Source organism: Pseudomonas endophytica (genome assembly GCF_001411475.1).
GTDB lineage: Bacteria > Pseudomonadota > Gammaproteobacteria > Pseudomonadales > Pseudomonadaceae > Aquipseudomonas > Aquipseudomonas endophytica.
In genome coordinates this window covers 12086-35704 of the sequence record NZ_LLWH01000172.1, presented here as the reverse complement: position 1 = coordinate 35704, position 23619 = coordinate 12086, and the positions used below count along the sequence as shown (strand labels likewise).

26 protein-coding genes are annotated in these 23619 nt (G+C 53.7%); 10 read left to right on the top strand and 16 right to left on the bottom strand.

Annotated elements, in window-relative coordinates; all coding sequences use genetic code 11:
* Positions 1–139: 139 nt before the first annotated feature.
* On the bottom strand, positions 140–1339 hold the full coding sequence (gene tyrS / locus AQS70_RS13465; RefSeq protein WP_055103267.1) for a tyrosine--tRNA ligase: 1200 nt from the start codon (positions 1337–1339) through the stop codon (positions 140–142).
* A gap of 211 nt (positions 1340–1550) precedes the next feature.
* Between tyrS and AQS70_RS13460 the strand changes: the two genes are divergently transcribed.
* Both AQS70_RS13460 and AQS70_RS13455 read left to right on the top strand, forming a co-directional pair.
* Positions 1551–2951, top strand: a complete 1401-nt coding sequence (locus AQS70_RS13460) for a peptidoglycan DD-metalloendopeptidase family protein (protein WP_055103266.1) — start codon at positions 1551–1553, stop codon at positions 2949–2951.
* Between the two features lie 3 nt (positions 2952–2954).
* Positions 2955–4046, top strand: a complete 1092-nt coding sequence (locus AQS70_RS13455; RefSeq protein WP_055103265.1) for an anhydro-N-acetylmuramic acid kinase — start codon at positions 2955–2957, stop codon at positions 4044–4046.
* A 62-nt stretch (positions 4047–4108) separates the two neighbouring features.
* Here AQS70_RS13455 and erpA read toward each other — a convergent pair whose 3' ends face one another.
* Both erpA and argC read right to left on the bottom strand, forming a co-directional pair.
* On the bottom strand, positions 4109–4459 hold the full coding sequence (gene erpA, locus AQS70_RS13450) for an iron-sulfur cluster insertion protein ErpA (RefSeq protein WP_055103264.1): 351 nt from the start codon (positions 4457–4459) through the stop codon (positions 4109–4111).
* Positions 4460–4635: 176 nt separating this feature from the next.
* Complete coding sequence (gene argC, locus AQS70_RS13445; RefSeq protein ID WP_055103263.1) at positions 4636–5670, bottom strand: N-acetyl-gamma-glutamyl-phosphate reductase; 1035 nt, start codon at positions 5668–5670, stop codon at positions 4636–4638.
* 133 nt (positions 5671–5803) lie between these two features.
* Between argC and hemJ the strand changes: the two genes are divergently transcribed.
* The 6 genes from hemJ (at position 5804) to coq7 (ending at position 9840) form a co-directional block, all read left to right on the top strand.
* Entirely contained in the window at positions 5804–6229 is a 426-nt protein-coding gene (hemJ, locus tag AQS70_RS13440) for a protoporphyrinogen oxidase HemJ (protein WP_055103262.1), read from the top strand.
* Between the two features lie 31 nt (positions 6230–6260).
* Positions 6261–7220 carry an NAD(P)H-dependent flavin oxidoreductase gene (locus AQS70_RS13435; RefSeq protein ID WP_055103261.1) on the top strand — a complete coding sequence of 320 codons (960 nt, stop codon included), beginning with the start codon at positions 6261–6263 and terminating at the stop codon, positions 7218–7220.
* 59 nt (positions 7221–7279) lie between these two features.
* Positions 7280–7798 carry a DUF805 domain-containing protein gene (locus AQS70_RS13430; protein ID WP_055103260.1) on the top strand — a complete coding sequence of 173 codons (519 nt, stop codon included), beginning with the start codon at positions 7280–7282 and terminating at the stop codon, positions 7796–7798.
* A gap of 76 nt (positions 7799–7874) precedes the next feature.
* Positions 7875–8663, top strand: coding sequence for an SDR family NAD(P)-dependent oxidoreductase (locus tag AQS70_RS13425; RefSeq protein ID WP_055103259.1), 789 nt, complete (start codon positions 7875–7877; stop codon positions 8661–8663).
* 66 nt (positions 8664–8729) lie between these two features.
* Positions 8730–9068: a histidine triad nucleotide-binding protein gene (locus AQS70_RS13420; protein ID WP_055103258.1), complete on the top strand. Its 339-nt coding sequence runs from the start codon at positions 8730–8732 to the stop codon at positions 9066–9068.
* Positions 9069–9192: 124 nt separating this feature from the next.
* Complete coding sequence (coq7, locus tag AQS70_RS13415; RefSeq protein ID WP_055103257.1) at positions 9193–9840, top strand: 2-polyprenyl-3-methyl-6-methoxy-1,4-benzoquinone monooxygenase; 648 nt, start codon at positions 9193–9195, stop codon at positions 9838–9840.
* A gap of 66 nt (positions 9841–9906) precedes the next feature.
* Here the strand turns inward: coq7 and speD are convergent, their stop codons facing one another.
* Together speD and AQS70_RS13405 are read right to left on the bottom strand one after the other, a co-directional pair.
* The gene (gene speD / locus AQS70_RS13410) at positions 9907–10698 is read right to left on the bottom strand and encodes an adenosylmethionine decarboxylase (RefSeq protein ID WP_048372186.1); all 792 of its coding nucleotides are present in this window, start codon (positions 10696–10698) and stop codon (positions 9907–9909) included.
* Positions 10699–10938: 240 nt separating this feature from the next.
* A complete protein-coding gene (locus AQS70_RS13405) occupies positions 10939–11361 on the bottom strand; it encodes an OsmC family protein (RefSeq protein WP_048372189.1) in 423 nt (140 codons plus the stop codon).
* 221 nt (positions 11362–11582) lie between these two features.
* Between AQS70_RS13405 and crp the strand changes: the two genes are divergently transcribed.
* Positions 11583–12227 (top strand): cAMP-activated global transcriptional regulator CRP, encoded by a 645-nt coding sequence (gene crp, locus AQS70_RS13400; protein WP_055103256.1) that lies wholly within the window; start codon positions 11583–11585, stop codon positions 12225–12227.
* Here crp and AQS70_RS13395 read toward each other — a convergent pair.
* From AQS70_RS13395 to rpe, 7 genes are all read right to left on the bottom strand, one after another.
* Positions 12224–12925 (bottom strand): lipoate--protein ligase family protein, encoded by a 702-nt coding sequence (locus AQS70_RS13395; RefSeq protein WP_055103255.1) that lies wholly within the window; start codon positions 12923–12925, stop codon positions 12224–12226. The genes crp and AQS70_RS13395 overlap by 4 nt on opposite strands.
* Before the next feature lie 7 nt (positions 12926–12932).
* Positions 12933–13769, bottom strand: coding sequence for an indole-3-glycerol phosphate synthase TrpC (trpC, locus tag AQS70_RS13390; RefSeq protein WP_055103254.1), 837 nt, complete (start codon positions 13767–13769; stop codon positions 12933–12935).
* Entirely contained in the window at positions 13766–14815 is a 1050-nt protein-coding gene (gene trpD, locus AQS70_RS13385; protein ID WP_055103253.1) for an anthranilate phosphoribosyltransferase, read from the bottom strand. Before trpD ends, trpC begins: the two co-directional genes overlap by 4 nt.
* A gap of 9 nt (positions 14816–14824) precedes the next feature.
* Positions 14825–15418, bottom strand: coding sequence for an aminodeoxychorismate/anthranilate synthase component II (locus AQS70_RS13380; RefSeq protein ID WP_055103252.1), 594 nt, complete (start codon positions 15416–15418; stop codon positions 14825–14827).
* Positions 15419–15429: 11 nt separating this feature from the next.
* Positions 15430–16917 (bottom strand): anthranilate synthase component I, encoded by a 1488-nt coding sequence (gene trpE / locus AQS70_RS13375; RefSeq protein WP_055103251.1) that lies wholly within the window; start codon positions 16915–16917, stop codon positions 15430–15432.
* 69 nt (positions 16918–16986) lie between these two features.
* A complete protein-coding gene (locus AQS70_RS13370; protein ID WP_055103250.1) occupies positions 16987–17805 on the bottom strand; it encodes a phosphoglycolate phosphatase in 819 nt (272 codons plus the stop codon).
* Positions 17802–18476, bottom strand: coding sequence for a ribulose-phosphate 3-epimerase (rpe, locus tag AQS70_RS13365; RefSeq protein WP_055103249.1), 675 nt, complete (start codon positions 18474–18476; stop codon positions 17802–17804). Before rpe ends, AQS70_RS13370 begins: the two co-directional genes overlap by 4 nt.
* A 174-nt stretch (positions 18477–18650) precedes the next feature.
* Here rpe and AQS70_RS13360 point away from each other — a divergent pair, with 174 nt between their 5' ends.
* Positions 18651–19109 carry an REP-associated tyrosine transposase gene (locus tag AQS70_RS13360; protein ID WP_055103248.1) on the top strand — a complete coding sequence of 153 codons (459 nt, stop codon included), beginning with the start codon at positions 18651–18653 and terminating at the stop codon, positions 19107–19109.
* A gap of 3 nt (positions 19110–19112) precedes the next feature.
* On the opposite strand, the gene AQS70_RS13355 is transcribed toward AQS70_RS13360, so the two are convergent.
* From AQS70_RS13355 to AQS70_RS13340, 4 genes are all read right to left on the bottom strand, one after another.
* Positions 19113–19937 carry an ABC transporter permease gene (locus AQS70_RS13355; protein ID WP_055103247.1) on the bottom strand — a complete coding sequence of 275 codons (825 nt, stop codon included), beginning with the start codon at positions 19935–19937 and terminating at the stop codon, positions 19113–19115.
* Positions 19938–19947: 10 nt separating this feature from the next.
* Positions 19948–21195, bottom strand: coding sequence for an ABC transporter permease (locus AQS70_RS13350; RefSeq protein ID WP_055103246.1), 1248 nt, complete (start codon positions 21193–21195; stop codon positions 19948–19950).
* A 68-nt stretch (positions 21196–21263) separates the two neighbouring features.
* Complete coding sequence (locus AQS70_RS13345; RefSeq protein WP_055103245.1) at positions 21264–22304, bottom strand: ABC transporter substrate-binding protein; 1041 nt, start codon at positions 22302–22304, stop codon at positions 21264–21266.
* A 40-nt stretch (positions 22305–22344) separates the two neighbouring features.
* Positions 22345–23469 (bottom strand): ABC transporter ATP-binding protein, encoded by a 1125-nt coding sequence (locus AQS70_RS13340; protein WP_055103244.1) that lies wholly within the window; start codon positions 23467–23469, stop codon positions 22345–22347.
* Between the last annotated feature and the right edge of the window lie 150 nt (positions 23470–23619).

Sequence of the window (23619 nt, the reverse complement as noted above, 5' to 3'; positions counted from 1 at the left end):
TCCTGCTTCGATTATTTGAAGCTAGCACCGTCAAAACACATCCAACTCATTGATATTCAAGGAGTTTTCCGTTTCGACTGCGCCGGAAGTGGGCGCATTATAGGCTAATAGAATGCGCCGTCCAGTACTAATTTAAGATTTATTCTGCTTTTAAGGTGATTCGCGCAAATGCCTTTTTGCCAGCTTGGCATACGTGTGTCGAACCCAGTGCATATATATAGGAGCGATCAACCACCTCACCATCTATACGCACACCTCCCGATCCCAGCAAATCCCGCGCAACCGCAGAGTTCTTTACAAGACCTGCCTTATTCAGGACGGCCGCAATCGGCATATCCTCAGCCGATAAGAGCTCAATTTCAGGCAAGTCATCCGGCAGCTCGCCATCCTTCATCCGATTACCCGCACCGCGATGAGCGTTAGCCGCTGCCTCCTCACCATGGAAACGCGCCACAATCTCTTCAGCCAGCTTGATCTTGATGTCGCGCGGATTAGCTCCCGCCTCAACATCAGCACGGAAAGTATTAATTTCGTCCATCGAACGGAAGCTCAGCAGCTCGAAGTAACGCCACATCAGCACATCAGGAATAGAAACCAACTTGCTATACATCACGCCTGGCGCTTCTTGGATGCCGACGTAGTTACCCAAAGACTTGGACATCTTCTTAACACCGTCCAGACCTTCAAGAAGCGGCATCGTGACGATGCACTGAGCTTCCTGACCGTAACCACGTTGAAGCTCACGTCCCATCAGCAAGTTGAATTTCTGATCAGTACCACCCAGCTCAACATCAGCTTTCAATGCAACAGAGTCATACCCCTGCACCAACGGGTACAAAAACTCATGAATAGCGATTGGCTGATTCGTGGAGTAGCGCTTATCGAAGTCATCGCGCTCAAGCATCCGAGCTACGGTGTACTGGGACGTCAGACGAATGAAATCCGCAGGCCCCATCTGATCCATCCAAGTGGAGTTGAACGCAACCTCGGTTTTAGCAGGATCTAGAATCTTGAAGACTTGAGTTTTATAAGTCTCAGCATTTTCGAGCACTTGCTCGCGCGTCAGCGGAGGACGCGTGGCACTCTTACCGCTGGGATCACCAATCATCCCCGTGAAATCCCCGATAAGAAAAATCACTTGATGCCCAAGATCTTGGAACTGACGCAGCTTATTGATAAGCACGGTGTGCCCCAAGTGCAGATCAGGCGCTGTCGGGTCGAATCCTGCCTTAATACGCAACGGCTGGCCGCGCTTGAGTTTCTCAACCAATTCAGACTCGACCAGCACCTCTTCGGCGCCACGCTTGATTAGCGCTAGCTGCTCTTCAACCGACTTCATATCAGACCTGTAAGGCTTAAATTCAAAAGGAACCAACCATACAAGATCAGAGACTAATTACAAGTTCTGCCCGGCATAAGGCGACCATACGCCGAGTAAAGGTTTGCCGACTTGCTTCAAGGGTGATTTGGTTATATTTTATACAGTTATTTCATCTTTACCGTGTCAGTCATCTTTTCCAATTCATCCTTTATTCAAAGCCAAATTATCTATGACCAATAAACCGCCTAAAGCGCCGCCGCTTTATCCGAAGACCCACCTGCTTGCCGCAAGTGGAATCGCCGCCCTTTTAAGCCTAGCGTTGCTGGTTTTTCCTTCGAGCGAAGTAGAAGCCAAAAGAACGACCGTAAACCTCGAACTGGAAGCCCCGGCTGAGCAACTCAAACAGGGTCAAGGCACCGAAGAGCCTGTCCAAGCTTTCAATGACGCTAATCCATCTCCGTTTGCTCAAATAGACCAGCAAGAAAAAAAACCTGAAACCACAGCAAATGTTGAAGAGCCAAAAAACCCTAACCATCACGAAGTCGTCGTAGCCAAAGGCGACACACTCTCCACTTTATTTGAAAAAGTAGGTTTGCCTGCGTCGTCTGTTCATGAAATTTTGGCCAGTGACAAACAAGCCAAGCAATTTAGCCAGCTAAAACATGGGCAAAAACTCGAGTTCGAGATGGGGCCTGATGGCCAACTGAACAAGCTGCACAGCCAAGTGAGCGATCTTGAAACTATTTCCCTCAGCAAGACCGCCAAGGGATATTCATTTCGACGTGTAACAGCACAGCCCACCATCCAGTCTGCATATGTTCATGGCGTGATCACCAGTTCATTGTCTGCGTCCGGCCAACGTGCAGGTTTACCGCACAGTATGACCATGCAAATGGCCAAGGTTTTCGGATACGACATCGACTTCGCCCAAGACATACACCCAGGCGACCAATTCGAAGTTATCTACGAGCAGAAAGTCATTAATGGCAAGACAGTCGGTACCGGGAACATCCTGTCCGCTCGCTTTACCAATCGCGGTAAAACCTACACCGCAGTGCGCTATACCAACAAACAAGGGCTCAGCAATTACTACACCGCTGAAGGCAATAGCATGCGCAAAGCCTTTATTCGGACCCCGGTTGACTTCGCGCGTATCAGCTCGCGTTTCTCTTCGGGTCGCAAACACCCCATTCTGAACAAAATCCGCGCCCACAAAGGTGTTGATTATGCCGCCCCACGCGGCACACCTATCAAAGCTACGGGCGATGGCAAAGTACTGCTTGCCGGCCGGCAAGGCGGTTACGGCAACACGGTCATCATCCAACACGGCAACACGTACCGCACCCTGTACGGACACATGCAAGGCTTCGCCAAAGGTATAAAAACCGGCGGTTCCGTTAAGCAAGGTCAAGTCATTGGCTTTATCGGCACAACAGGTTTGTCCACGGGGCCGCACTTGCATTATGAGTTTCAGGTTAATGGCGTTCACGTTGACCCGCTGGGTCGAAAGCTGCCCATGGCGGATCCGATCGCTAAAGCTGAGCGCACACGTTTCCTGCAACAAAGTCAGCCGCTGATGGCACGCATGAACCAAGAGAAGGCCACTCTCTTAGCCTCGAGCAAGCGCTAAGCCATGGCTCTCTATATAGGTGTGATGTCCGGCACCAGCCTCGACGGACTGGACATTGCACTTATAGATCTTGGGCCTAGCATTAAACTGCTCGGCACTCATTACACCCCCATGCCTGATGCACTACGTAGCGAGCTGTTGGGCTTGTGCAATAGTGGGCCAGACGAGATAGCCCGCAGCGCTATTGCTGAAAACCAGTGGGTCAAACTTGCGGCTCACGGTATCCATTCACTTCTGAATCAGCAGCAACTGTCACCAACAGACATCCGCGCCATCGGCAGTCATGGTCAGACGATTCGACACGAGCCCGCACAGGGCTTTACCGTTCAAATTGGTAACCCCGCGTTACTGGCCGAGCTGACCCAAATTTGCGTTGTCAGTGACTTTCGTCGCCGCGACGTAGCTGCCGGAGGTCAAGGTGCACCACTAGTTCCAGCCTTTCACGAAGCCTTGTTTACAGATGGCGTTGGCTATAGGGCTGTACTAAATGTTGGAGGTTTCAGTAATTTAAGCCTGATAACTTCTGAAAATCCTGTGGCCGGATTCGACTGCGGGCCTGGGAACGTTCTGCTTGATGCTTGGATACAAACCCAACGCAATGAACTATACGACCGAAACGGCCAGTGGGCCGCTAGCGGCAAGGTTGATCCACTGCTGCTCAGCACCTTGCTTAGCGACCCTTTCTTTCAAACAAAAGGCCCTAAGAGTACAGGCCGCGAAGTGTTCAACCTTGCGTGGCTCAACAGTCATCTAGACGCTCTTCCGGCCTTTGCGGCAGAGGACGTTCAAGCGACCCTTCTGGAGCTCACTGCCCAGACTATTGCGCAATCACTGCAAGCAGCCCAACCCCACACTAGCGAGCTTCTAGTCTGTGGCGGAGGAGCCCACAACAGCGCATTGATGGCACGACTAGCTCAACTGCTGGAACAAACTCAGGTCGATAGCACTCAAGCCAAAGGCGTTGATCCCGACTGGGTAGAGGCCATGGCGTTCGCATGGCTGGCACATTGCTGCCTTGAAAGTATCCCGACCAATCGCCCTAGCGTGACGGGCGCACGAGGTTTACGCATCCTAGGTGCCATTTACCCCGCCTGAGCACCAGAAAGCAAAACGCCGCGATTAGACGCGGCGTTTAGTCTGCTACATGAAGTACACAATTAAATCGAGAACGATGATCCGCAACCACACGTCGTGGTCGCATTCGGGTTCTTGATGACAAATCGTGAGCCTTCCAGACCTTCCTGGTAATCCACCTCGGCACCTGCCAAATACTGGAAGCTCATAGGATCGACCACCAAGCTCACGCCTTCGCGCTCAACGAGGGTGTCGTCATCGGCCACATCTTCATCGAAGGTGAAACCATACTGAAAACCGGAACAACCACCGCCCGTAACAAATACGCGCAACTTCAAACGATCATTACCCTCTTCATCGACCAGGCTCTTCACCTTGTGCGCAGCACCTTCGGTGAATTGCAAAGCCGTGGGGGTGAAGGATTCGACGCTCATGCTGACTATCTCCCGGCGCTATGCCGCCATAATGCGTGATGACGCGCATTATCCGCTTCTCCTAGAAAATCGGTCAACTATTTGAGTCAACGCCGCACGTTTTCAGCGACAAGCTGCAAGAGATAGCCTAAGCGCGCTTCAACTTACAGCTTGTGGCTTCAGGCGTTCAACAACCCTTAAGGCAACATCCCTGCGTGAGACAAACCGAAACGCTCATCCAAGCCGAACAGAATATTCATGTTCTGAACCGCTTGGCCCGAAGCCCCTTTAACTAGGTTATCTATAACCGACAGCACCACCACTAAATCCCCATCCTGAGGGCGATGCACTGCAATACGGCACACGTTGGCTCCGCGCACACTGCGGGTTTCAGGATGGCTACCCGCTGGCATTACATCGACAAAAGGCTCATTGGCATAACGCTTTTCGAACAACGCCTGTAAGTCGACCGAGCGATCAACCACGGTGGCGTAAAGGGTGGAGTGGATACCGCGAATCATCGGCGTCAGATGGGGAACGAAGGTTAAACCGACGTCTTTGCCAGCAGCACGACGCAGCCCCTGACGAATTTCTGGCAAGTGACGATGCCCTTTTACGGCATAAGCCTTCATGCTTTCAGACGTTTCGGCATACAACGATCCGACACTTGCGCCGCGGCCAGCACCGCTAACACCGGACTTACAGTCAGCTATCAGCACCGTTGTGTCAGCCAACCCTGCTTCCAGCAATGGCAAAAAGCCTAGTTGCGTGGCGGTTGGGTAGCAACCTGGTACGGCAATCAGCCGAGCATTTTTGATGAGCTCTCGGTTAACCTCAGGCAGGCCATACACAGCCTCCTTCAGCAACTCAGGTGCGCCGTGCGGCTGGCCGTACCACTTGGCCCACTCATCCGCATCTTGCAAACGGAAGTCTGCAGACAAGTCGATCACCTTGGTTCCAGCGTCCAGCAGTTCACCCGCTAGCGCATGAGCAACGCCGTGAGGGGTGGCAAAGAACACCACATCGCACGCCGCCAACGTCTGCGTATCCGGCACACTGAAGGCCAAGCCATCATAGTGACCGCGCAGGTTCGGATACATATCGGCAACTGGCAGGCCTGCTTCGGATCGAGAAGTGATAACAACCACTTCAGCTTGCGGATGCTGTGCCAACAAACGCAGTAATTCGACACCGGTGTAACCCGTGCCGCCGACAATACCGACCTTGACCATAACTTGCCCTCAACGAACCCACTGGAAAGCCCTCGATAATAGGGACACCGCGCGTCTGCGACAACCGCCAAGATGACTCTCAGGCGCTCTACAACTACTATTTGATCTACCGTGAACCTGGGAATAACTAAAAATGCTTTATCTATGGGTCAAAGCCTTCCACATCATCAGCATCGTCTGCTGGTTTGCAGGTCTGTTTTACTTGCCTCGCCTCTTTGTTTACCACGCACAAAGCGAAGACTCCGTCAGCAAAGAACGATTTAGCCTCATGGAGCGAAAGCTATATCGCGGCATTATGGGCCCCGCAATGGTCGCGACCCTTATCTTCGGCGGATGGCTAATCTATCTAGCACCTGGCTTCCTCAGCCAAGGCTGGATGCACGCCAAACTGACGTTGGTGTTTCTGCTGATCGGCTACCACCACATGTGTGGCGCACAAGTGAAACGTTTTGCGCGCGGCGAAAATACGCGCAGCCACATGTTCTATCGCTGGTTCAATGAAGTACCTGTTTTGTTCTTACTGGCTATCGTCATTCTGGTGGTGGTCAAACCGTTCTAAATTCAACTTCCTCCCACTTTGAGGTTATCCAATGTCGCTGCCTGCTTTGCTAGATCAACGATTGCGCCTGCCGGTAGTCGCCGCGCCTATGTTTCTGATCTCTAATCCGCAACTCGTCCTAGCGTGTTGCCGCAATGGGGTTGTGGGTAGTTTCCCGGCGCTCAATCAACGCGACAGCAGTGGTTTCAAAGCTTGGCTTGAAGAGATTGAAGCTGGACTTGCGATATTGGACAACCCAGCTCCTTACGCCGTTAACCTGATCGTGCACAACAGCAACCCTCGGCTACAGGTAGATCTAGCAATTTGTATTGAGCATAAGGTGCCCATCGTTATCACCAGCCTTGGCGCAGTTAAAGAGGTCGTTGATGCCGTTCATAGTTATGGCGGGCTTGTCTTCCACGATGTAACCACCCGCCGTCATGCCGAGAAGGCTGCAGAAGCAGGAGTTGATGGCCTGATTGCCGTGGCGGCAGGTGCCGGAGGCCATGCCGGCACTTGGAGCCCATTTGCGCTCGTTGCAGAGATCCGCCAGTTCTTCGACAAAACGATCTTGCTGGCAGGTTGCATTAACCACGGCCGCGAAATCTTGGCCGCTCAGGTCCTAGGTGCTGATCTTGCCTACATAGGCACGCGCTTTATCAGCACTCAAGAAAGCCATGCTCCTGATGCTTATAAAGAGATGCTTCTGGCTTCACACGCGGCCGATATCATCCACACGCCAGCGGTATCCGGCGTACCTGCCAGTTTTATGCGCCAAAGCCTTGAGAACGCTGGCTTCGATCTCGCAGCGCTTAAGACCCAAGGTGAGATAAAGCTCAAACCGCTCACTGAAGAAGCCAAAGCTTGGAAAACCGTATGGTCTGCTGGTCAGGGGGTAGGGCAAATAAACGATCTCCCGTCTACGGAGCAATTAATTACCCGCTTAGATGAGCAATACCGCGAAGCCTTGAGCCTTACGTCACAGTTGGCTCAGCATTGGCCGCAAAACTGACACCTCGAAGCCCACCCATTAGGCGGTTTTTTCAAAGACTCATCGACAAGGAAGCCGTTATGCCCGCGCTCAGCCTGGAAACCCCACCTCAAGAAGAACGCTTCGCATCATTGGATCCGCTCGGGTTCGGTGGCCGAATTGGCCGTTTGCGATTTCTTGTCTGGAGTACTGTGCTCACCCTCGTTTGCATTGTGACGGCACTACTGTTAGCGCTGGCGGTAAAAGTTTCACCGACGTTTGGCATCACCTGCGGTGCGACGCTAATCATTGCTTATGCCTTCATTAGCTTGAGAATTTGTGCTCAGCGGCTGCATGACCTTAATTGGTCGGCGTGGATGCTGCTGCTGTACTTAATCCCAATGGCCAATCTCATGCTGTCGCTCGTGATGCTTCTTATGCCTGGCACCAGTAGCCCGAATAAGTATGGAGCACCGCCACCGCCCAACAGCCAGTCGGTGACGGTTTCAGCATGGATTGTCATCTTTTTCATAAGTTTGGGCTTATGCGTGATGATTGCCCTCTTCGCTTTAGGGCTTATGGCTACGTTGATCGACGCAGTCACCAGCAACACCCTGTAAACTGCGCGCCTAAATGAACGCGTTAACGCCAGGGACATCATTGTCACCGGACTGTACCGTTGCGATGGAGAACAGCATGACCCGTTACGCTTTGATCACTGGCGCTTCCAGTGGTATTGGCTTGGCCCTGGCTGAAGCCCTTGCCCGTCGTGGCCGCAGCCTGATTCTTGTTGCCCGTCAGCGCGATGCGCTAGAAAGCATTGCGCTTGAGCTGACCCAGCGTTTCGGTGTCGAGGTCTTATTCCGCGCTTGTGACTTGGGCGAACCCCTGCGCCTGTCGGGCTTTTTATTAGAGCTTGAAGAAGGCGATCGGCAAATCGACTTGTTGGTCAACTGTGCTGGCATCGGAACCTGCGGTCCGTTCCTTGCCCATGACTGGAGCGCCGAACAAGATCTAATCGAACTCAACATTCTGGCACTCACGCGTTTATGTCATGCCATCGGCAACATGATGGCCGTGCAGGGCGGAGGGCAAATTCTCAATGTCTCATCCATCGCGGCCTATCAGCCTGGCCCGTGGCTTAGCACCTACTTCGCGAGCAAGGCGTATGTCCTGCACTTTTCCGAAGGCTTACGTGAAGAAGTGAAAAAAACCGGTATCAAAGTCTCGGTACTCTGCCCCGGCATTACCCGAACAGGCTTTTTCGATGCTGCAAAAATGGATCCAGAGGCCGTCAAGCGTAATAAAAGTGCCTTAACCCCCGAAGAGGTTGCGCTTTACACCGTGCGTGCGCTCGACAAAAACCAGGCGATTATCATGCCCGGCTGGGGTAATCGCTGGCTCACGCGCATGCCACGTCTGCTCTCTCGCTGGCTGACACGAAAAATTGCGGCCTACGTGAATAAATCCTACTGCCCACGCTAACTAGACTGTGCGTAATCCGTGTCCGTGAGTACACTCAAGCCGGACTTCACCTACGGAGACACCGCTTTGGATACCCTGTTCACCAAAATTATCAATCGTGAAATACCAGCCAAGATCATCTATGAAGATGATCAGGTGCTCGCTTTTCACGACATTGCCCCCCAAGCGCCGATTCATTTTTTGGTTATTCCGAAAAAACCAATCCGCACCCTCAACGATCTGACAGAAGACGATAAGCCGTTAGCAGGACACATCCTGTTCACAGCACAGCGCCTGGCCAAAGAGCTGGGCTGCGAAGACGGCTTTCGCGTTGTGATGAACTGCAATGAAAAAGGTGGCCAGACGGTTTACCACATTCATATGCACGTTCTGGGTCAGCGCCAGATGAACTGGCCTCCGGGCTGATTGCTCGGTCAGACCGTATGCACCGTGGGAGCCAAAACGCTCCCACGCTGACAAGTGATGCAGCGCAAACTCTGCCCAGCCGTTTGAGGTAAACTGGCCGCCGTGATTTTTTCCGGAGGTAAGCATGACTACCCAACGTCACTACTCGCCGATTGACCGTCTGCTGCTACAAGCCGATACCGCCATGCGTACCCTGCTGCCCTTCAGTGGTCAGCCGCATCGCCCCTCTCCTGCCATCATCAAACCCGAAAAAACCCTGGACGAAAAAAAGGCTCGTCATATAGCCGGGCTCATGCGCATCAACCATACAGGTGAAGTGTGTGCCCAAGCGCTATACCAAGGTCAGGCATTAACCGCCAAGCTTGCGCATGTACGTGAAGCGATGGAGCATGCCGCCGAAGAAGAAATTGATCATTTGGCGTGGTGCGAACAGCGCATTCACCAGTTGGGTAGCCATACCAGTGTGCTAAATCCCCTGTTCTACGGCATGTCTTTTGGCATCGGCGCCGTCGCTGGACTGGTCAGCGATAAAGTCAGCCTCGGCTTCGTAGCCGCGACCGAAGACCAAGTATGCAAGCACCTCAATGAGCACTTAGAGCAAATCCCTGCCGAGGATGAAAAATCCCGAGCAATCCTTGAACAGATGCGTCTTGATGAAGAGCAACACGCAGCGTCTGCGCTAGAGGCTGGCGGCTACCGCTTCCCTGCCCCAGTAAAGTTGGGCATGAGCCTGCTGGCAAAAGTCATGACTAAAAGTACCTACCGCATCTGATACCGGCCAAAATTGCGCCCATAAAAAAGGCGGCTACTTCGCGGTAGCCGCCTTTTTGCGCAAACCTTAGCCCATGTTACGGGCGTAGAAGATTTCGAGCATTTCGTGCTTAACACGCTCAGTCACCTGCGCGCGCTGTTCAACCGAAAGATTGCTGGTCGCGTCGCCGAACAGGTAATTATCCAGTTCGAAGTTTTTGAGCAGCATCTTGGTGTGGAACAGGTTTTCCTGATACACGTTCACGTCGGTCATTTGGTAACCGTCGCGAGTATCTTCGGAAAGGTAGTTCTGAATCGAATTGATTTCGTGATCGATAAAGTGCTTTTTGCCTTCTACGTCACGGGTAAATCCACGGACACGATAATCGACCGTCACGATGTCCGAATCAAATTGATGGATCAGATAGTTAAGAGCTTTAAGCGGTGAAATAACGCCGCAGGTCGATACGTCAATATCCACACGGAAAGTCGCGATACCGTCCACAGGATGAATCTCTGGATAGGTATGTACTGTGATATGACTTTTATCGAGATGTCCCAAGATGGTTTCAGGCAGCGGGCCTGGGGATTCTTCGATCTGGCTTTCGGTAGGTGTTACCGGCTGCTCAGAAATCAGAATAGTGACGCTGGCGCCTTGCGGATCGTAATCCTGACGGGCGATGTTCAGGATGTTAGCCCCAATGATATCAACCACATCTGTGAGGATCTGCGTCAGGCGTTCTGCGTCGTACTCTTGATTGATGTACTCAACGTATGCCTGCTGGTCTTGCGGGGTTTCCGCGTAGCAGATGTCATAAATGTTGAAGCTCAAGGTCTTTGTCAGGTTGTTGAACCCGTGGAGCTTGAGTTTGCTTTTCACCGTTATAAAACTCTCTATGTCGATGCGGCTCAGCCGCGTGATCCAGCATGCCCGTCAAGTGCGTGGTCGCACCTGCGTAGGACGGTTAACACCTCTTCGCGATGGCGATTTTGGTTATTTGTTCGGACATGAGGCTGGGAATATTCCCCTGCCACTGCCCTTAAAAAAGTGGCGCATTATGCAGACGTCAGCGCCTGATCGCCAGAGTCTGCACTGCATTTATGTAAATTGGATGTCGGCTCAGCCTAACTCCACAATTTCATAGTCGTGGCTTATCGCCACACCTGCCGCTCCCAGCATGATCGAGGCCGAGCAATACTTCTCAGCAGACAATTCGATTGCACGCTTAACCTGAGCTTCTTTCAAGCCGCGCCCTTTGACGACGAAGTGCAGGTGAATTTTGGTGAACACTTTTGGATCTTCAGTCGCGCGCTCTGCTTCAAGAAAAGCCTCGCAGCTTTCTACAGGCTGGCGCGACTTCTTGAGGATACTGACTACATCAAAGTTGCTGCAGCCGCCGAGCCCGAGCAACAGCATTTCCATAGGTCGAACCCCCAAGTTACGACCGCCGCTCTCAGGCGGACCATCCATTACAACAACATGGCCGCTACCTGATTCGCCGAGAAACATGGCTTCGCCAGCCCATTGAATGCGTGCCTTCATCACCCAGACTCCACTGCTTTAAAAGGGGCGCCAGCTTAGCACAGGGGCTGAAAGTGACGCCTCACCGCATCCAAAGCTTTATCAGACAAGCCATAAGTAAAATTCTACAAACCATACAGAATCTGTCTGTTAAGCTGGCGCCAAATCACTGGCGCCAGCCAGCCAGCGCTCTATATAAAAATAGATCTGCCCTTTACTGTGCACGCTTTCGGGATACAACCATGGTTGCTGTTTCTCCCATATCCAAGATCAAGAACCTCGACAAGTTTTTGACCCATTGCCAGCGCAAACGCTATCAGACCAAGAGTAATATCATCTGCGCAGGCGCACACTCCCAGACCCTATTCCTCATTATTAAAGGCTCTGTCACGATTTTGATCGAGGACGACGATGGTCGAGAAATGATCATTGCCTATCTCAATCCAGGCGACTTTATTGGCGAGTTGGGGCTATTCGAACAGGCAGGTCGAGAGCAACCCCGCAGCGCTTGGGTACGGGCTAAAACCGAGTGCGAAGTCGCAGAAATCAGTTACGTAAAATTTAGAGAATACGCCCAGCAAGAGCCCGACATTCTTTACTCGCTGAGCGGCCAAATCGCTCAACGCCTGCGTAACACAACCCGCAAAGTCGCCGACTTGGCGTTCTTTGATGTCACGGGCCGAGTTGCACGCTGCCTGCTTGATCTGTGCAAACAACCTGATGCCATGACTCATCCAGACGGGATGCAGATCAAAATTACGCGTCAGGAAATAGGCAGAATTGTCGGCTGTTCGCGAGAGATGGTAGGCCGTGTGCTCAAAGGCCTTGAGGAGCAAAACCTGGTCAGCGTCAAAGGCAAAACCATGGTGGTCTACGGCACACGCTAGTGGGTAAGGATTGGCGCCAGAATTTGTTGATAGCGAGCCTGTAAGCGCTCAAAAAAATCGGCCGCAACAAAGACTTCATGCAACGCAACATGGCTGTCAGCAAGGCAATGTTGGTCCAGCTCACAGCGCTGATTGAAACGATTGACGGCAGCCACCATAGACGCTCGCTCATTTTCCACCAGCAATGCACCGTGAACCAACCCAACAGGCCGTTGCCCGCCCCTGCTTTGACGCCAGCGCTGAGCCGTACCGACCAGTTTTCGTGCATTAAGATTCACGTTGAAACGGCCATCACAAAAGGCGCCTTCGACTTCGCCTAAAGACGCCGTACCGCCCAATGCCGTTAACAGATCGCAGATCGGGTCGCACAAGCGGCGGTAAGCTGTCTCGATACGACCCTGGTCGCCTTCGCTACGTGGCGGTGCATACACCAGCGCGATATTGACCGTGGAAGATGACTGAGGAACCGGCTCACCTCCCGTCTCGCGCAATAGAATCGGCCATCCACTGGCGGCCAGTTCGACACTCGCCTCATCAAACCCGGCCAATCGACTGAGACGCCGAGGCATGACCAGTGCGCGGTCAGTGGGCTGCCAAAACAGCACCCCTGCCTCTAACTCCCCCGCGCACACCGAAGCCAATAAGTCCTGCTCAGCCTTTAAGCCAGCCTCGACAGTCAATTGTTGGATAAGCGCCATAGGAGGGTTAGTCCAGCGCCGAGCCTGAAACATGAACGCTGCGCTGCGGGAAGAACAAACGCTGAAGCTCAAGCCCAGGTTGTTCAGCGCGCATGAAGACCTCACCGACTAGGAACGAATACACCTCGCTGATTTCCATCAACTCAACATCTGCACGGTTGAGAATCCCGCTCTCCGTAATCACCAAGCGATCACGCGGGACCCGTGGCAACAGATCCAACGTGGTGTCCAAGCTAACCTCGAACGTGTGCAAGTTGCGGTTGTTGATCCCCACCAACGGCGTATCCAAAGTCTTTAAGGCACGATCTAGCTCATCGCCATCATGCACCTCAACCAGTACATCCAGGTTGACGCTTTTGGCAACGGCCGCCAACTCAGCCATCTCCACATCGTCCAATGCCGAGACGATCAACAACACGCAATCTGCGCCCATCGCTCGAGCTTCAACGATCTGATAAGGGTCAATCATGAAATCCTTACGAATGACGGGCAATGTGCACGCTGCACGCGCTTCGCGCAGATAGGCGTCAGCCCCCTGAAAGAAATCAATATCAGTCAGCACAGACAAACAGGTCGCACCGCCCGCTTCATAGCTCCTAGCTATGTCCGCAGGGATAAAATCCTCGCGAATCACACCCTTGCTGGGCGATGCCTTTTTAATTTCGGCAATCACTGCGGGCTGCTTCAACTTGGCTTGCGCCAGCAAGGCGTTTGCAAAACCGCGAACAGGCTCAGCGTCCGCTGCCAAACGTTCAAGCTCCGCTAAGCTCACACGCGCTCTACGCTCGGCGACTTCCTGAACTTTGCGTGCCAGAATTTTTTCCAGAACGGTAGGCACACTCATGCTTCATTCTCCTGCTTGAAAATCGCGGTAAAGGCGCCCAGCTCTTCGAGTTTTTCTCGCGCCAGACCGGTGTGCAAAGCATCGTGGGCCAACGCCACCCCCTCTTTGAGCGTGTAGGCAAGATCGGCGGCATACAGTGCAGCGCCAGCATTGAGCACGATCATTTCAGCAGCCTTCTGGCCAGCCTCGGTTTTACGGCGACCCAAGGCATCGCGAATCAGCTCCAGCGATTGCGCCGGGCTATCCACCACCAATCCAAACAGGCTTTGGCTTTTGATGCCCAAGTCTTCTGGCTGAACCCAGTACTCGGTGATAACACCTTTGTTCAACTCTGCCACAAAGGTTGGGGCCGCAAGACTGAACTCATCCAGCCCGTCTTGCGAATGCACCACGAGCACGTGTTTGCTGCCCAAACGCTGTAACACTTCAGCCAGCGGACGGCACAGGGCCTGATTGAATACCCCAACAACTTGATGCAACACACCAGCCGGATTCGTAAGCGGGCCAAGCATGTTAAACAAGGTGCGTAGCCCAAGATCGCGACGCGGGATAGCCGCATGCTTCATGGCGCCGTGGTGGGATTGAGCAAACATAAAGCCAATCCCCACGCTGTCGATACAACGTCCAACTTGCACAGGGGTCAGGTTCAAATACACACCCGCAGCCTCTAGTAAATCGGCACTACCGCTTTTACCCGACACTGCACGGTTACCGTGCTTGGCCACCGTACAACCCGCAGCAGAAACCACTAGAGCAGAAGCCGTGGACACGTTAAAAATATTCGCACCATCACCGCCAGTGCCAACAATATCGACCACACCCTCAAGCGTGTTGAGCTCTACCTTACCCGCCAGTTCGCGCATGGCCGTCACAGCACCGACGATTTCGTCAATGCTCTCGCTCTTCATGCGCATGCCCATCATGAATGCGCCAATCTGCGCCTCGGTGCATTGCCCGGTCATGATGTCGCGCATCACATCGCGCATCTCTTCAGTGCTCAAATCGAGATGACCGACGATCCGGCTCAGGGCTGTTTTGATATCCATATAAAGTCCTTAGCGCGTGCCGCCAGTTTGTTTGAGAAAGTTCGCGAACAGTTCGTGGCCCTGCTCGGTCAATATCGACTCAGGGTGAAATTGCACCCCTTCTATATTTAAGGTTTTGTGGCGCAGGCCCATGATCTCGTCCACCGAGCCATCCACGTGTTGCGTCCACGCCGTCAGCTCCAAGCACTCGGGCAGGGTTTCACGTTGAACCACCAGCGAGTGGTAGCGCGTTACCGTCAACGGATTGTTCAACCCTTGAAACACACCTGTGTCTAGGTGGTACACCGGGCTGGTTTTACCGTGCATGACTTGCCGCGCGCGAACCACATCACCGCCAAATGCTTGGCCGATGGACTGATGGCCTAGGCAAACACCCAAAATCGGCAACTTACCGGCAAAGTACTTAATTGCCTCAAGTGAAATGCCTGCCTCGTTAGGCGTGCAAGGGCCGGGCGAGACCACAATGCGCTCTGGGTTAAGCGCCTCAATCTGGGCCACGGTCAATTCATCGTTGCGTACTACTTTGACCTCAGCGCCCAACTCACCTAGGTACTGCACAACGTTGTATGTAAAAGAATCGTAATTGTCGATCATCAGCAACATGGCAAAGCTCCTCAGGCGTCGGATGCAGGGGTTTGTTCAGCGAGCGCTACAGCGCGAAACATCGCGCGACGTTTATTGAGCGTCTCTTCCCACTCCAGGGCCGGTACCGAGTCGGCAACGATGCCGCCGCCGGCTTGTACATGCAATTCGCCATCCTTGATGACCGCGGTACGAATCGCGATCGCTGTGTCCATATTGCCGTTCCAAGCGAAATAACCCACTGCACCGCCATACACGCCACGCTTGACCGGTTCCAGTTCGTCGATGATTTCCATTGCGCGAATTTTCGGAGCACCGGACAACGTTCCGGCGGGCAAAATCGCGCGCAATGCATCCATGGCCGTCAAACCGCTTTTGAGCTGACCGGTGACGTTCGACACAATGTGCATCACGTTGGAGTAACGCTCGATTACCATTTTTTCGGTGAGCTTAACCGAGCCAGTTTCAGACACCCGCCCCGTGTCATTGCGACCAAGGTCAATCAGCATCAAATGCTCGGCGATTTCTTTGTCATCACTGAGCAGGTCTTTTTCTAACGCCAGATCCGCCTCTTCGGTGGCCCCCCGCGGACGAGTACCCGCTATCGGGCGCACGGTAATCAGATTGTCTTCAACCCGCACCAGAACTTCAGGCGAGCTACCCACCACGTGGAAGTCGCCAAAGTTAAAGAAGTACATGTACGGCGTAGGGTTGAAGCACCGCAACGCGCGATACAGATCAATCGGCGCGGCCTTGAAGTCGATCGACATACGCTGCGACGGCACCACCTGCATGCAGTCACCCGCCAAGATGTAGTCCTTGATCGTATCGACCGCTTTTTCGTAATCCGCCTGAGTGAAGCTGGAGCGAAACACGGGATCAGCGGCTTGCTGTTGCGTGAAGTCCAGGCCGCGGCGCGGAGCAATTGGCTGGCGCAGCTGTTCTAGCAACGCCTCAAGCCGCGCCTGGCCTTCGTCATAGGCATCGGCCTGAGCCGGGTCAACCAGCACAATGGCGTGCATTTTGCCCGCTAAGTTATCGAACACCACCACAGCGTCCGAGACCATCAACAAAATGTCCGGCACACCCAGCGGATCGGGATTCGGGCATTTACCCAAGCGCTTCTCGACGTAACGCACGCAGTCATAGCCGAAATACCCGACCAAACCACCGTTGAAGCGCGGCAGACCAGCAATGGTCGGCACGTTGTAACGCGCTTTGAACACCTCAACGAACGCCAACGGGTCTTCAACCTCGTGAGATTCGATTTCTAAGCCGTCATGGGTGATACGGATCTGCTGTTCGTGAGCACGCAAAACGGTGCGACATGGCAAACCAATAATCGAATAACGCCCCCACTTCTCGCCGCCTTGCACTGACTCCAGCAAATAGGAGTTAGGCTGATCGGCCAGTTTCAGGTAGATCGACAACGGCGTGTCGAAGTCAGCAAGGGTTTCACGTGCAAGCGGGATACGGTTATAGCCAGCAGCGGCCAAGCGCAGGAATTCTTCGCGGATCATGAGGTGCCTCGTGGTATGAGGTAAAACAGTCAGGTAGGCAAACGTGCCGGATCTCCGGCTAGATAAAAGTCAGGCGCGCCAACGCCAGCGGGCCAGGGCCTTGATAACTTTCATCCAGAGTTTGCGAGTGACCACCACGATGGAATCTCTTTGAGAAGGGTGAACAGAAGCGCCCAACGTTATCTCAGGCGCAGAATCTAAGCAACCGGCTATCAGTTCTTGAAGATTATCAATCACCGCGTCCGGCGACTCTTCTGCAATAGGTCGGCCATGGTTATAGCCATAACTTAAAGCAACACACCTGACGCCTGCTGCTTTTGCCGCCAGCACGTCGTTGCGTGAGTCACCTACAAACAACGATTGTGCCGGTGTAACTCCGGCCATTTTCATCACGAAAAACAACGCGGCTGGGTCCGGCTTTTTTTGCGGCATGGTATCGCCGCCCACAATCCAGCGAAAAAACCGCCCCAGTTTCATTTCATCCAGCAACGGCGCAACAAAACGCTCAGGTTTGTTGGTAATAAGCGCCATCTCAACGCCCTGTTTCTGCAACCACTTAAGGCTTTCTCGTACGCCCGGATAAACCGTGGTCTGGTCATGCCCGCCGTCGTAGGCGTCCATGAAGATCTCCAACGCCTTTTCAGCCTCGGCATCATCGACATCGCTGGCCTGCATGTTGCCGGCCAGCGCGCGGCGGACCAAAAGCGGCGCCCCATTGCCGATCCACATCCGTACGTTTTCGATACCCGCCGGCGGGCGGCCCAGTTTGAGCAGCATAGTCTCTACCGCGGTGGCCAAATCTGGAACCGAGTCGATCAAGGTTCCGTCCAGATCGAACATCACCAGCTTGGGCAGTTGCCCCTGGAGCAACTGCTCAAAGCCACTCATGGGCGCGCCATCGCCAGCTCGGCACGCATTTTCTGAATTACTTCTTCGTAGTTCGGAGTGTTGAAAATCGCCGAACCCGCTACGAACGTGTCAGCACCAGCTTCCGCTATTTCACGAATATTGCCGACGTTCACACCGCCATCAATTTCCAAACGAATATTGCGGCCCGACGCGTCAATCAAGGCACGGGCTTCGCGCAACTTATTCAACGTCCCGGGGATGAACTTCTGCCCGCCAAAGCCTGGGTTAACGCTCATCAACAAGACCATGTCGACTTTGTCCATTACATACTTGAGCACATCCAGCGGCGTTGCTGGGTTAAACACCAAGCCCGCTTTACACCCTCCTTCACGGATCAACTGTAAGGAGCGGTCGATGTGCAGCGTGGCTTCGGGGTGAAAGGTAATGTAAGTCGCACCGGCTTCGATGAAGTCACCAATGATTCGGTCAACCGGGCTGACCATCAAATGGGCATCAATGGGCGCGGTAATGCCGTACTTGCGTAGCGCTGCGCAGACCATTGGTCCAATGGTTAGGTTGGGTACGTAATGATTGTCCATGACATCGAAGTGCACGATATCAGCGCCAGCGGCGAGCACATTGTCGACTTCTTCGCCCAGGCGGGCGAAATCAGCAGAGAGAATCGATGGGGCAATAGCGAAGGGCTGCATAACGCACCTTTTAATAAGCAAATCACGGTGCGGGGCATTGTATACGCCTTGCCAAGAAGCGCCACCGCACCGTGATGATTGGCCTACCAGCAATATCTTGCGAACAAACACCGCGGCCAGCTCCGTAACTGGCGGCTAGGGTGAAAAAACATCTACCTAAACGAGGGCAAAGGAATGCCACGTTGCTATACCAACAGTTTCCTATTAAAAGGCCGCTACTGCGAAACCGGACGCGTGTACCTGCTCACCACGGTGACCGATCAACGACGCCCTGTTTTTGAAGACTTTCAGTTAGGAAGGCTTTTAGTCGCTCAATTTAAACAAGCACATGACGACGGTATCGTTGCATCAAAGGCATGGGTCGTAATGCCGGACCACTTCCATTGGCTAGTTGAGTTAAACAACAAATCACTCGGCGAATTAATGTGCCGCATCAAATCACGCAGCAGCGTGTCCGTTAACAACGCCAGTCAGTCCTGCTCTCGGCTATGGCAAAAGGGTTATCACGAGAGGGCATTGCGCCGTGAAGATGACCTGAAGGCAACTGCCCGCTACCTCGTGCAAAACCCGATTCGTGCGGGCTTGACCACACGAATCGGGGACTATCCCTTATGGGATGCTTGCTGGATGTAAGCGCTACGGCTGGGCGGTGCGCATTTTCTCGCTACGACCGCGCAACCACTCAAGGGTCAATAACAACACCACCGAGAAAGCAATCAACAGCGTCGCCGCAGCGGCAATGGTCGGGCTGAGGTTTTCACGAATACCGCTGAACATCTGCCGTGGCAAGGTCGCCTGTTCTGGCCCGGCCAAAAACAGAGTCACAACCACCTCATCAAACGAAGTCGCAAACGCGAACAGCGCACCCGAAATTACCCCCGGCGCAATCAGCGGCAAAGTCACTCGGCGAAACGCCGTCAACGGCGAGGCACCTAAGCTGGCCGCAGCACGCACCAAGTTGTAGTTGAAGCCCTGCAAAGTCGCCGACACGGTGATGATCACAAACGGTACACCCAACACCGCATGCACCACGATCAGAGAAAAATAGCTATTGCCCAACCCCAACGGCGCAAAAAACAAATAGCTGGCCACACCAATGATCACTACCGGCACCACCATCGGCGAAATGACCAAGGCCATCACCAACGCCTTGCCCGGAAAGTGCGCCCGAGTCAGGCCAATAGCCGCCAACGTACCAAACACCATGGCCAGCACCGTGGCGGCAGGTGCCACGATCACGCTGTTTTTCAAGGCCCGCATCCACTCCGCTGAACCGAAGAAGTCTTGATACCAGTGCAACGAGAAGCCCTGCAACGGGTACACCAGAAAGCTGCCAGAGTTGAATGACAACGGAATGATCACCAGCACTGGCAAAATCAGAAACAACAGGATCAGCCCACAAAGAATGCGCAAGCTGTAAAACCACACCCGCTCAATGGGCGACATATAAGGACTCAACATGGCAGTCTCCTTAGCTCAAGCGCAGGCGGCTTGCGCCTACCAGCCAGTTGTAGATCAGATAAAGCACTACCGTTGCTAGCAACAATAGGCCGCCCAGTGCTGTCGCCATGCCCCAGTTGATGGTGGTGTTGGTGTAGAACGCTACGAAGTAACTGACCATTTGATCGTTCGGGCTGCCCAGCAAGGCCGGGGTAATGTAGTAACCAATCGAAATGATAAAGACCAGCAAGCAACCGGCTCCCACACCGGCATAGGTTTGTGGGAAGTACACCCGCCAGAAACTGGCAAACGGGTGGCAACCGAGTGAGATCGCCGCCCGCATATAGGTCGGCGAAATGCTCTTCATCACGCTGTAAATCGGAAGAATCATGAACGGCAATAGGATGTGCACCATCGCGATATAGACACCGGTACGGTTGAACACCAGTTCCAACGGCTTATCAATAATGCCCAAGCTCATTAGCCCGCTGTTGATCAGCCCGCCCGATTGCAGCAACACAATCCAGGCCGCAACCCGCACCAACACCGAGGTCCAAAACGGCAACAGGACCAAAATCATCAACAAGTTGCTTTGACGGGCTGGCAAGTTAGCCAGCAGATACGCCAGCGGGTACGCCAACACGAGGCAGATCGCCGTGATGACAAAACCCATCCAGAACGTACGCGCAAAGATATCCAAATAGATCGACTGATCAGGTGAGGCCTGGGCTATTTCGCCCAAGTCGTCGATACGGTGATCCAAGGCTGCCAGCAGGTAAAACGGGGTAACACTTGAGGTATTGCGCTTAATCGCTTGCCAATAGGCCGGATCCCCCCAACGCTCGTCCAGCCCTTCCAGCGCGTCTTTATAAGACTCAGGCTCCGTTTTAAATGGCAGCGCCCTCGCCGTTTTCATCAGCAGGCTACGATAACCGGCCGACTCCATGTTCAGACGCTTGGACAAATCACCCAGCACTTGATTTTTACGGGCTTCGGCCAAGTCCTCACTCAATGCTTTATAAACAGGTTCAGCAGGCAACCCCTTACCGTCCCAGCTGTCCACTGCCACCACCGTACGCGGCAAACCTTCCACCACCTCCGGGTTACCGACACTTTTATAAAGTAGAGCCGCGATAGGCACGAGGAACACCAACAACAAGAAAATAACCAGCGGTGCAATCAAGGCCTGTGCTTTCCAGCGGTTGACCCGCTCTGCACGATTTAGGCGCTGCTTCAGCGTCGTGTTGGAGACCTCGTTCAAGGGAACGGCGATGGCCATGGCGAACTCCGGAAATCTTTAAACGATGGCGGCGCAGCTAAATCAGCCGCGCCGCGTGTGCGCATTGCTTACTTGGCAGCCCAAGCATTGAAGCGTTGTTCCAGTTGCTCACCGTTGTCAGCCCAAAAACTGACGTCGATTTGCACTTGGTTAGCAATGTTTTGCGGGGCCGTTGGCATGTCTTCTTGCACGGCTTTAGGCAGCAAAGCCATCGCCTCTTTATTGGCAGGGCCGTACGCGATGTTTTGCGAGTAGACGCTCTGTTGTTGTGGCTGCAAGGTGAAGGCCATGAACTTTTTGGCGGCCTCGGCTTTTTCTTTGTTTAAGCCTTTCGGGATGGCCCATGCATCGAAGTCATAAATGCCGCCGTTCCACACAATCTTCAGATTGCTTTCTTTCTGTACCGCAGCGATCCGGCCGTTATAGGCCGAGCTCATGACCACATCACCTGACGCTAGATACTGCGGAGGCTGGGCACCCGCTTCCCACCACTGAATGTTAGGTTTGAGTTCATCCAGCTTTTTAAAGGCGCGGTTCTGTCCGTCCTTACTCGCCAGCACGGTGTACACATCTTTGGGTGCGACACCATCGGCCATTAACGCGAATTCGAGGGTGTATTTGGCGCCTTTACGCAAACCGCGTTTACCCGGGAACTGCTTGGTGTCCCAGAAATCCGCCCAACTGGTCGGTGCGGTTTTCAGTTTGTCGGCGTTGTAAGCCAGCACCGTCGACCACACAAAGAAACCTGCGCCACAGGTCTGGATTGCACCTTTTACGTACTGATCCGGGTTACCGAACAGGGCCGGATCTAGCGTTTCAAACATATCTTCATCGCAGCCCCGAGCCAGCTCAGGCGACTCAACCTCGACCAGATCCCAGGAAATACTTTTGGTGTCGACCATGGCTTTAACTTTGGCCATTTCACCGTTGTACTCACCGGCAATGATCTTACCGTCGCCCTTGGCTTCCCAAGGGGTGTAAAACGCTTTGACCTGTGCCGCTTTATTCGCGCCGCCAAACGACACCACGGTCAAGTCCGTTGCAGCCATCGCAGTGCCCGCAAACATCAGGCCGAGACTTAGAGATGTAAGCTTGAAAACCTTATTCATTGTTGTTCTCCACTGTGCAGGTTAGGTGAAGCCAGGGCGATTAATTCGCCTCTAAGACGGGGTCCAGCGCACGGACATGCTCCACATGCCAGCCCAACGGCACGACGTCACCGACGGCCAATGAGGGATCCAGCTCGGCAATCGGCTGTTTCACGAAGAAATCGGTCTTGCCGCACACTTCTAGGCGAACCCGAACGTGATCGCCCAGATAGATAAACTCTTCGACGCGCCCCGAGAACCGATTCGCGCAGGACTCGCTCGCGCCCTTGAGGGTGATGCGCTCGGGTCGAATCGACAATGTCACCGGGTCGCCCGCCCGCCCTACATTCACCGCCAGCGCCTGAACCTTCTCACCACGGCCCAGCTCGACCACACAGCGCTCGCCCTCTTGACTGTGCAGACGGCCGCTTAGGCGGTTGTTCTCGCCGATAAAGTTAGCGACAAAGGTATTTTTGGGTTCTTCGTAGAGGGTGCGCGGCGGGGCAATTTGCTGGATCTCGCCCTGATGGAACACCGCCACCCGATCCGACATGGTCAATGCTTCGCCCTGATCGTGGGTCACGTACACCACGGTCAAGCCCAGACGTTGATGCAGGTGTTTGATCTCCATCTGCATGTGCTCACGCAGTTGTTTGTCCAGCGCCCCCAGCGGTTCGTCCATCAAGACCAGCTGCGGCTCGAAGACCAGCGCCCGTGCCAAGGCCACACGTTGTTGCTGGCCACCGGACAGTTGCGCCGGATAGCGCTGCGCGAACGCATCGAGCTGCACCATGCTCAGTACTTTCTTTACGCGCTCGCTGATATCAGTGCGATTGAGGCCGCGTACCGACAACGGAAACCCGAGGTTCTCGGCCACGGTCATGTGTGGGAACAACGCGTAATTCTGGAACACCATGCCAATGTCGCGCTTGTGCGGCGGCACGTTGTTGATGGCACGCCCGGCCAGCAAAATTTCGCCGGCGGTCGGTGTTTCGAAGCCAGCCAACATCATCAGGCTGGTGGTTTTGCCCGAACCGGACGGTCCGAGCAAGGTCAGAAACTCGCCTTTGCGAATGTCCACATTAAGATCTTTGACGATCAGGTTTTCGCCGTCGTAGCTTTTTTGCACGCCACGGAAGCTGACCAAAATATCACTCGCCCCAGCGCTTGCACCGACCTCACTCATAACCGCACCTTTTGTTTTGGACTGCTGTGATCCAAGACTAAAGAAGGTGCAAGCCCACAGAAATCGGGGCGCAGGAGAGATTGTCATCAGCAGGTTGGAAAGCTTTCTGTAGGGATTGCCCTACATAGATGTCGCAAATAGAGCATCCCT

Bases quoted from the DNA above. Each gene is read 5' to 3' on its own strand.
- AQS70_RS13455 (WP_055103265.1), top strand. From the start codon at position 2,955: ATGGCTCTCTATATAGGTGTGATGTCCGGCACCAGCCTCGACGGACTG.
- AQS70_RS13380 (WP_055103252.1), bottom strand. From the start codon at position 15,418: ATGTTGCTGATGATCGACAATTACGATTCTTTTACATACAACGTTGTG.
- AQS70_RS13460 (WP_055103266.1), top strand. From the start codon at position 1,551: ATGACCAATAAACCGCCTAAAGCGCCGCCGCTTTATCCGAAGACCCAC.
- AQS70_RS13350 (WP_055103246.1), bottom strand. From the start codon at position 21,195: ATGGCCATCGCCGTTCCCTTGAACGAGGTCTCCAACACGACGCTGAAG.
- AQS70_RS13340 (WP_055103244.1), bottom strand. From the start codon at position 23,469: ATGAGTGAGGTCGGTGCAAGCGCTGGGGCGAGTGATATTTTGGTCAGC.
- trpD (WP_055103253.1), bottom strand. From the start codon at position 14,815: ATGGATATCAAAACAGCCCTGAGCCGGATCGTCGGTCATCTCGATTTG.
- crp (WP_055103256.1), top strand. From the start codon at position 11,583: ATGGTTGCTGTTTCTCCCATATCCAAGATCAAGAACCTCGACAAGTTT.
- AQS70_RS13425 (WP_055103259.1), top strand. From the start codon at position 7,875: ATGACCCGTTACGCTTTGATCACTGGCGCTTCCAGTGGTATTGGCTTG.
- AQS70_RS13360 (WP_055103248.1), top strand. From the start codon at position 18,651: ATGCCACGTTGCTATACCAACAGTTTCCTATTAAAAGGCCGCTACTGC.
- AQS70_RS13405 (WP_048372189.1), bottom strand. From the start codon at position 11,361: ATGAAGGCACGCATTCAATGGGCTGGCGAAGCCATGTTTCTCGGCGAA.
- rpe (WP_055103249.1), bottom strand. From the start codon at position 18,476: ATGCAGCCCTTCGCTATTGCCCCATCGATTCTCTCTGCTGATTTCGCC.
- AQS70_RS13430 (WP_055103260.1), top strand. From the start codon at position 7,280: ATGCCCGCGCTCAGCCTGGAAACCCCACCTCAAGAAGAACGCTTCGCA.
- AQS70_RS13355 (WP_055103247.1), bottom strand. From the start codon at position 19,937: ATGTTGAGTCCTTATATGTCGCCCATTGAGCGGGTGTGGTTTTACAGC.
- tyrS (WP_055103267.1), bottom strand. From the start codon at position 1,339: ATGAAGTCGGTTGAAGAGCAGCTAGCGCTAATCAAGCGTGGCGCCGAA.
- hemJ (WP_055103262.1), top strand. From the start codon at position 5,804: ATGCTTTATCTATGGGTCAAAGCCTTCCACATCATCAGCATCGTCTGC.
- erpA (WP_055103264.1), bottom strand. From the start codon at position 4,459: ATGAGCGTCGAATCCTTCACCCCCACGGCTTTGCAATTCACCGAAGGT.
- AQS70_RS13435 (WP_055103261.1), top strand. From the start codon at position 6,261: ATGTCGCTGCCTGCTTTGCTAGATCAACGATTGCGCCTGCCGGTAGTC.
- AQS70_RS13345 (WP_055103245.1), bottom strand. From the start codon at position 22,304: ATGAATAAGGTTTTCAAGCTTACATCTCTAAGTCTCGGCCTGATGTTT.
- AQS70_RS13395 (WP_055103255.1), bottom strand. From the start codon at position 12,925: ATGGCGCTTATCCAACAATTGACTGTCGAGGCTGGCTTAAAGGCTGAG.
- argC (WP_055103263.1), bottom strand. From the start codon at position 5,670: ATGGTCAAGGTCGGTATTGTCGGCGGCACGGGTTACACCGGTGTCGAA.
- trpC (WP_055103254.1), bottom strand. From the start codon at position 13,769: ATGAGTGTGCCTACCGTTCTGGAAAAAATTCTGGCACGCAAAGTTCAG.
- AQS70_RS13370 (WP_055103250.1), bottom strand. From the start codon at position 17,805: ATGAGTGGCTTTGAGCAGTTGCTCCAGGGGCAACTGCCCAAGCTGGTG.
- trpE (WP_055103251.1), bottom strand. From the start codon at position 16,917: ATGATCCGCGAAGAATTCCTGCGCTTGGCCGCTGCTGGCTATAACCGT.
- coq7 (WP_055103257.1), top strand. From the start codon at position 9,193: ATGACTACCCAACGTCACTACTCGCCGATTGACCGTCTGCTGCTACAA.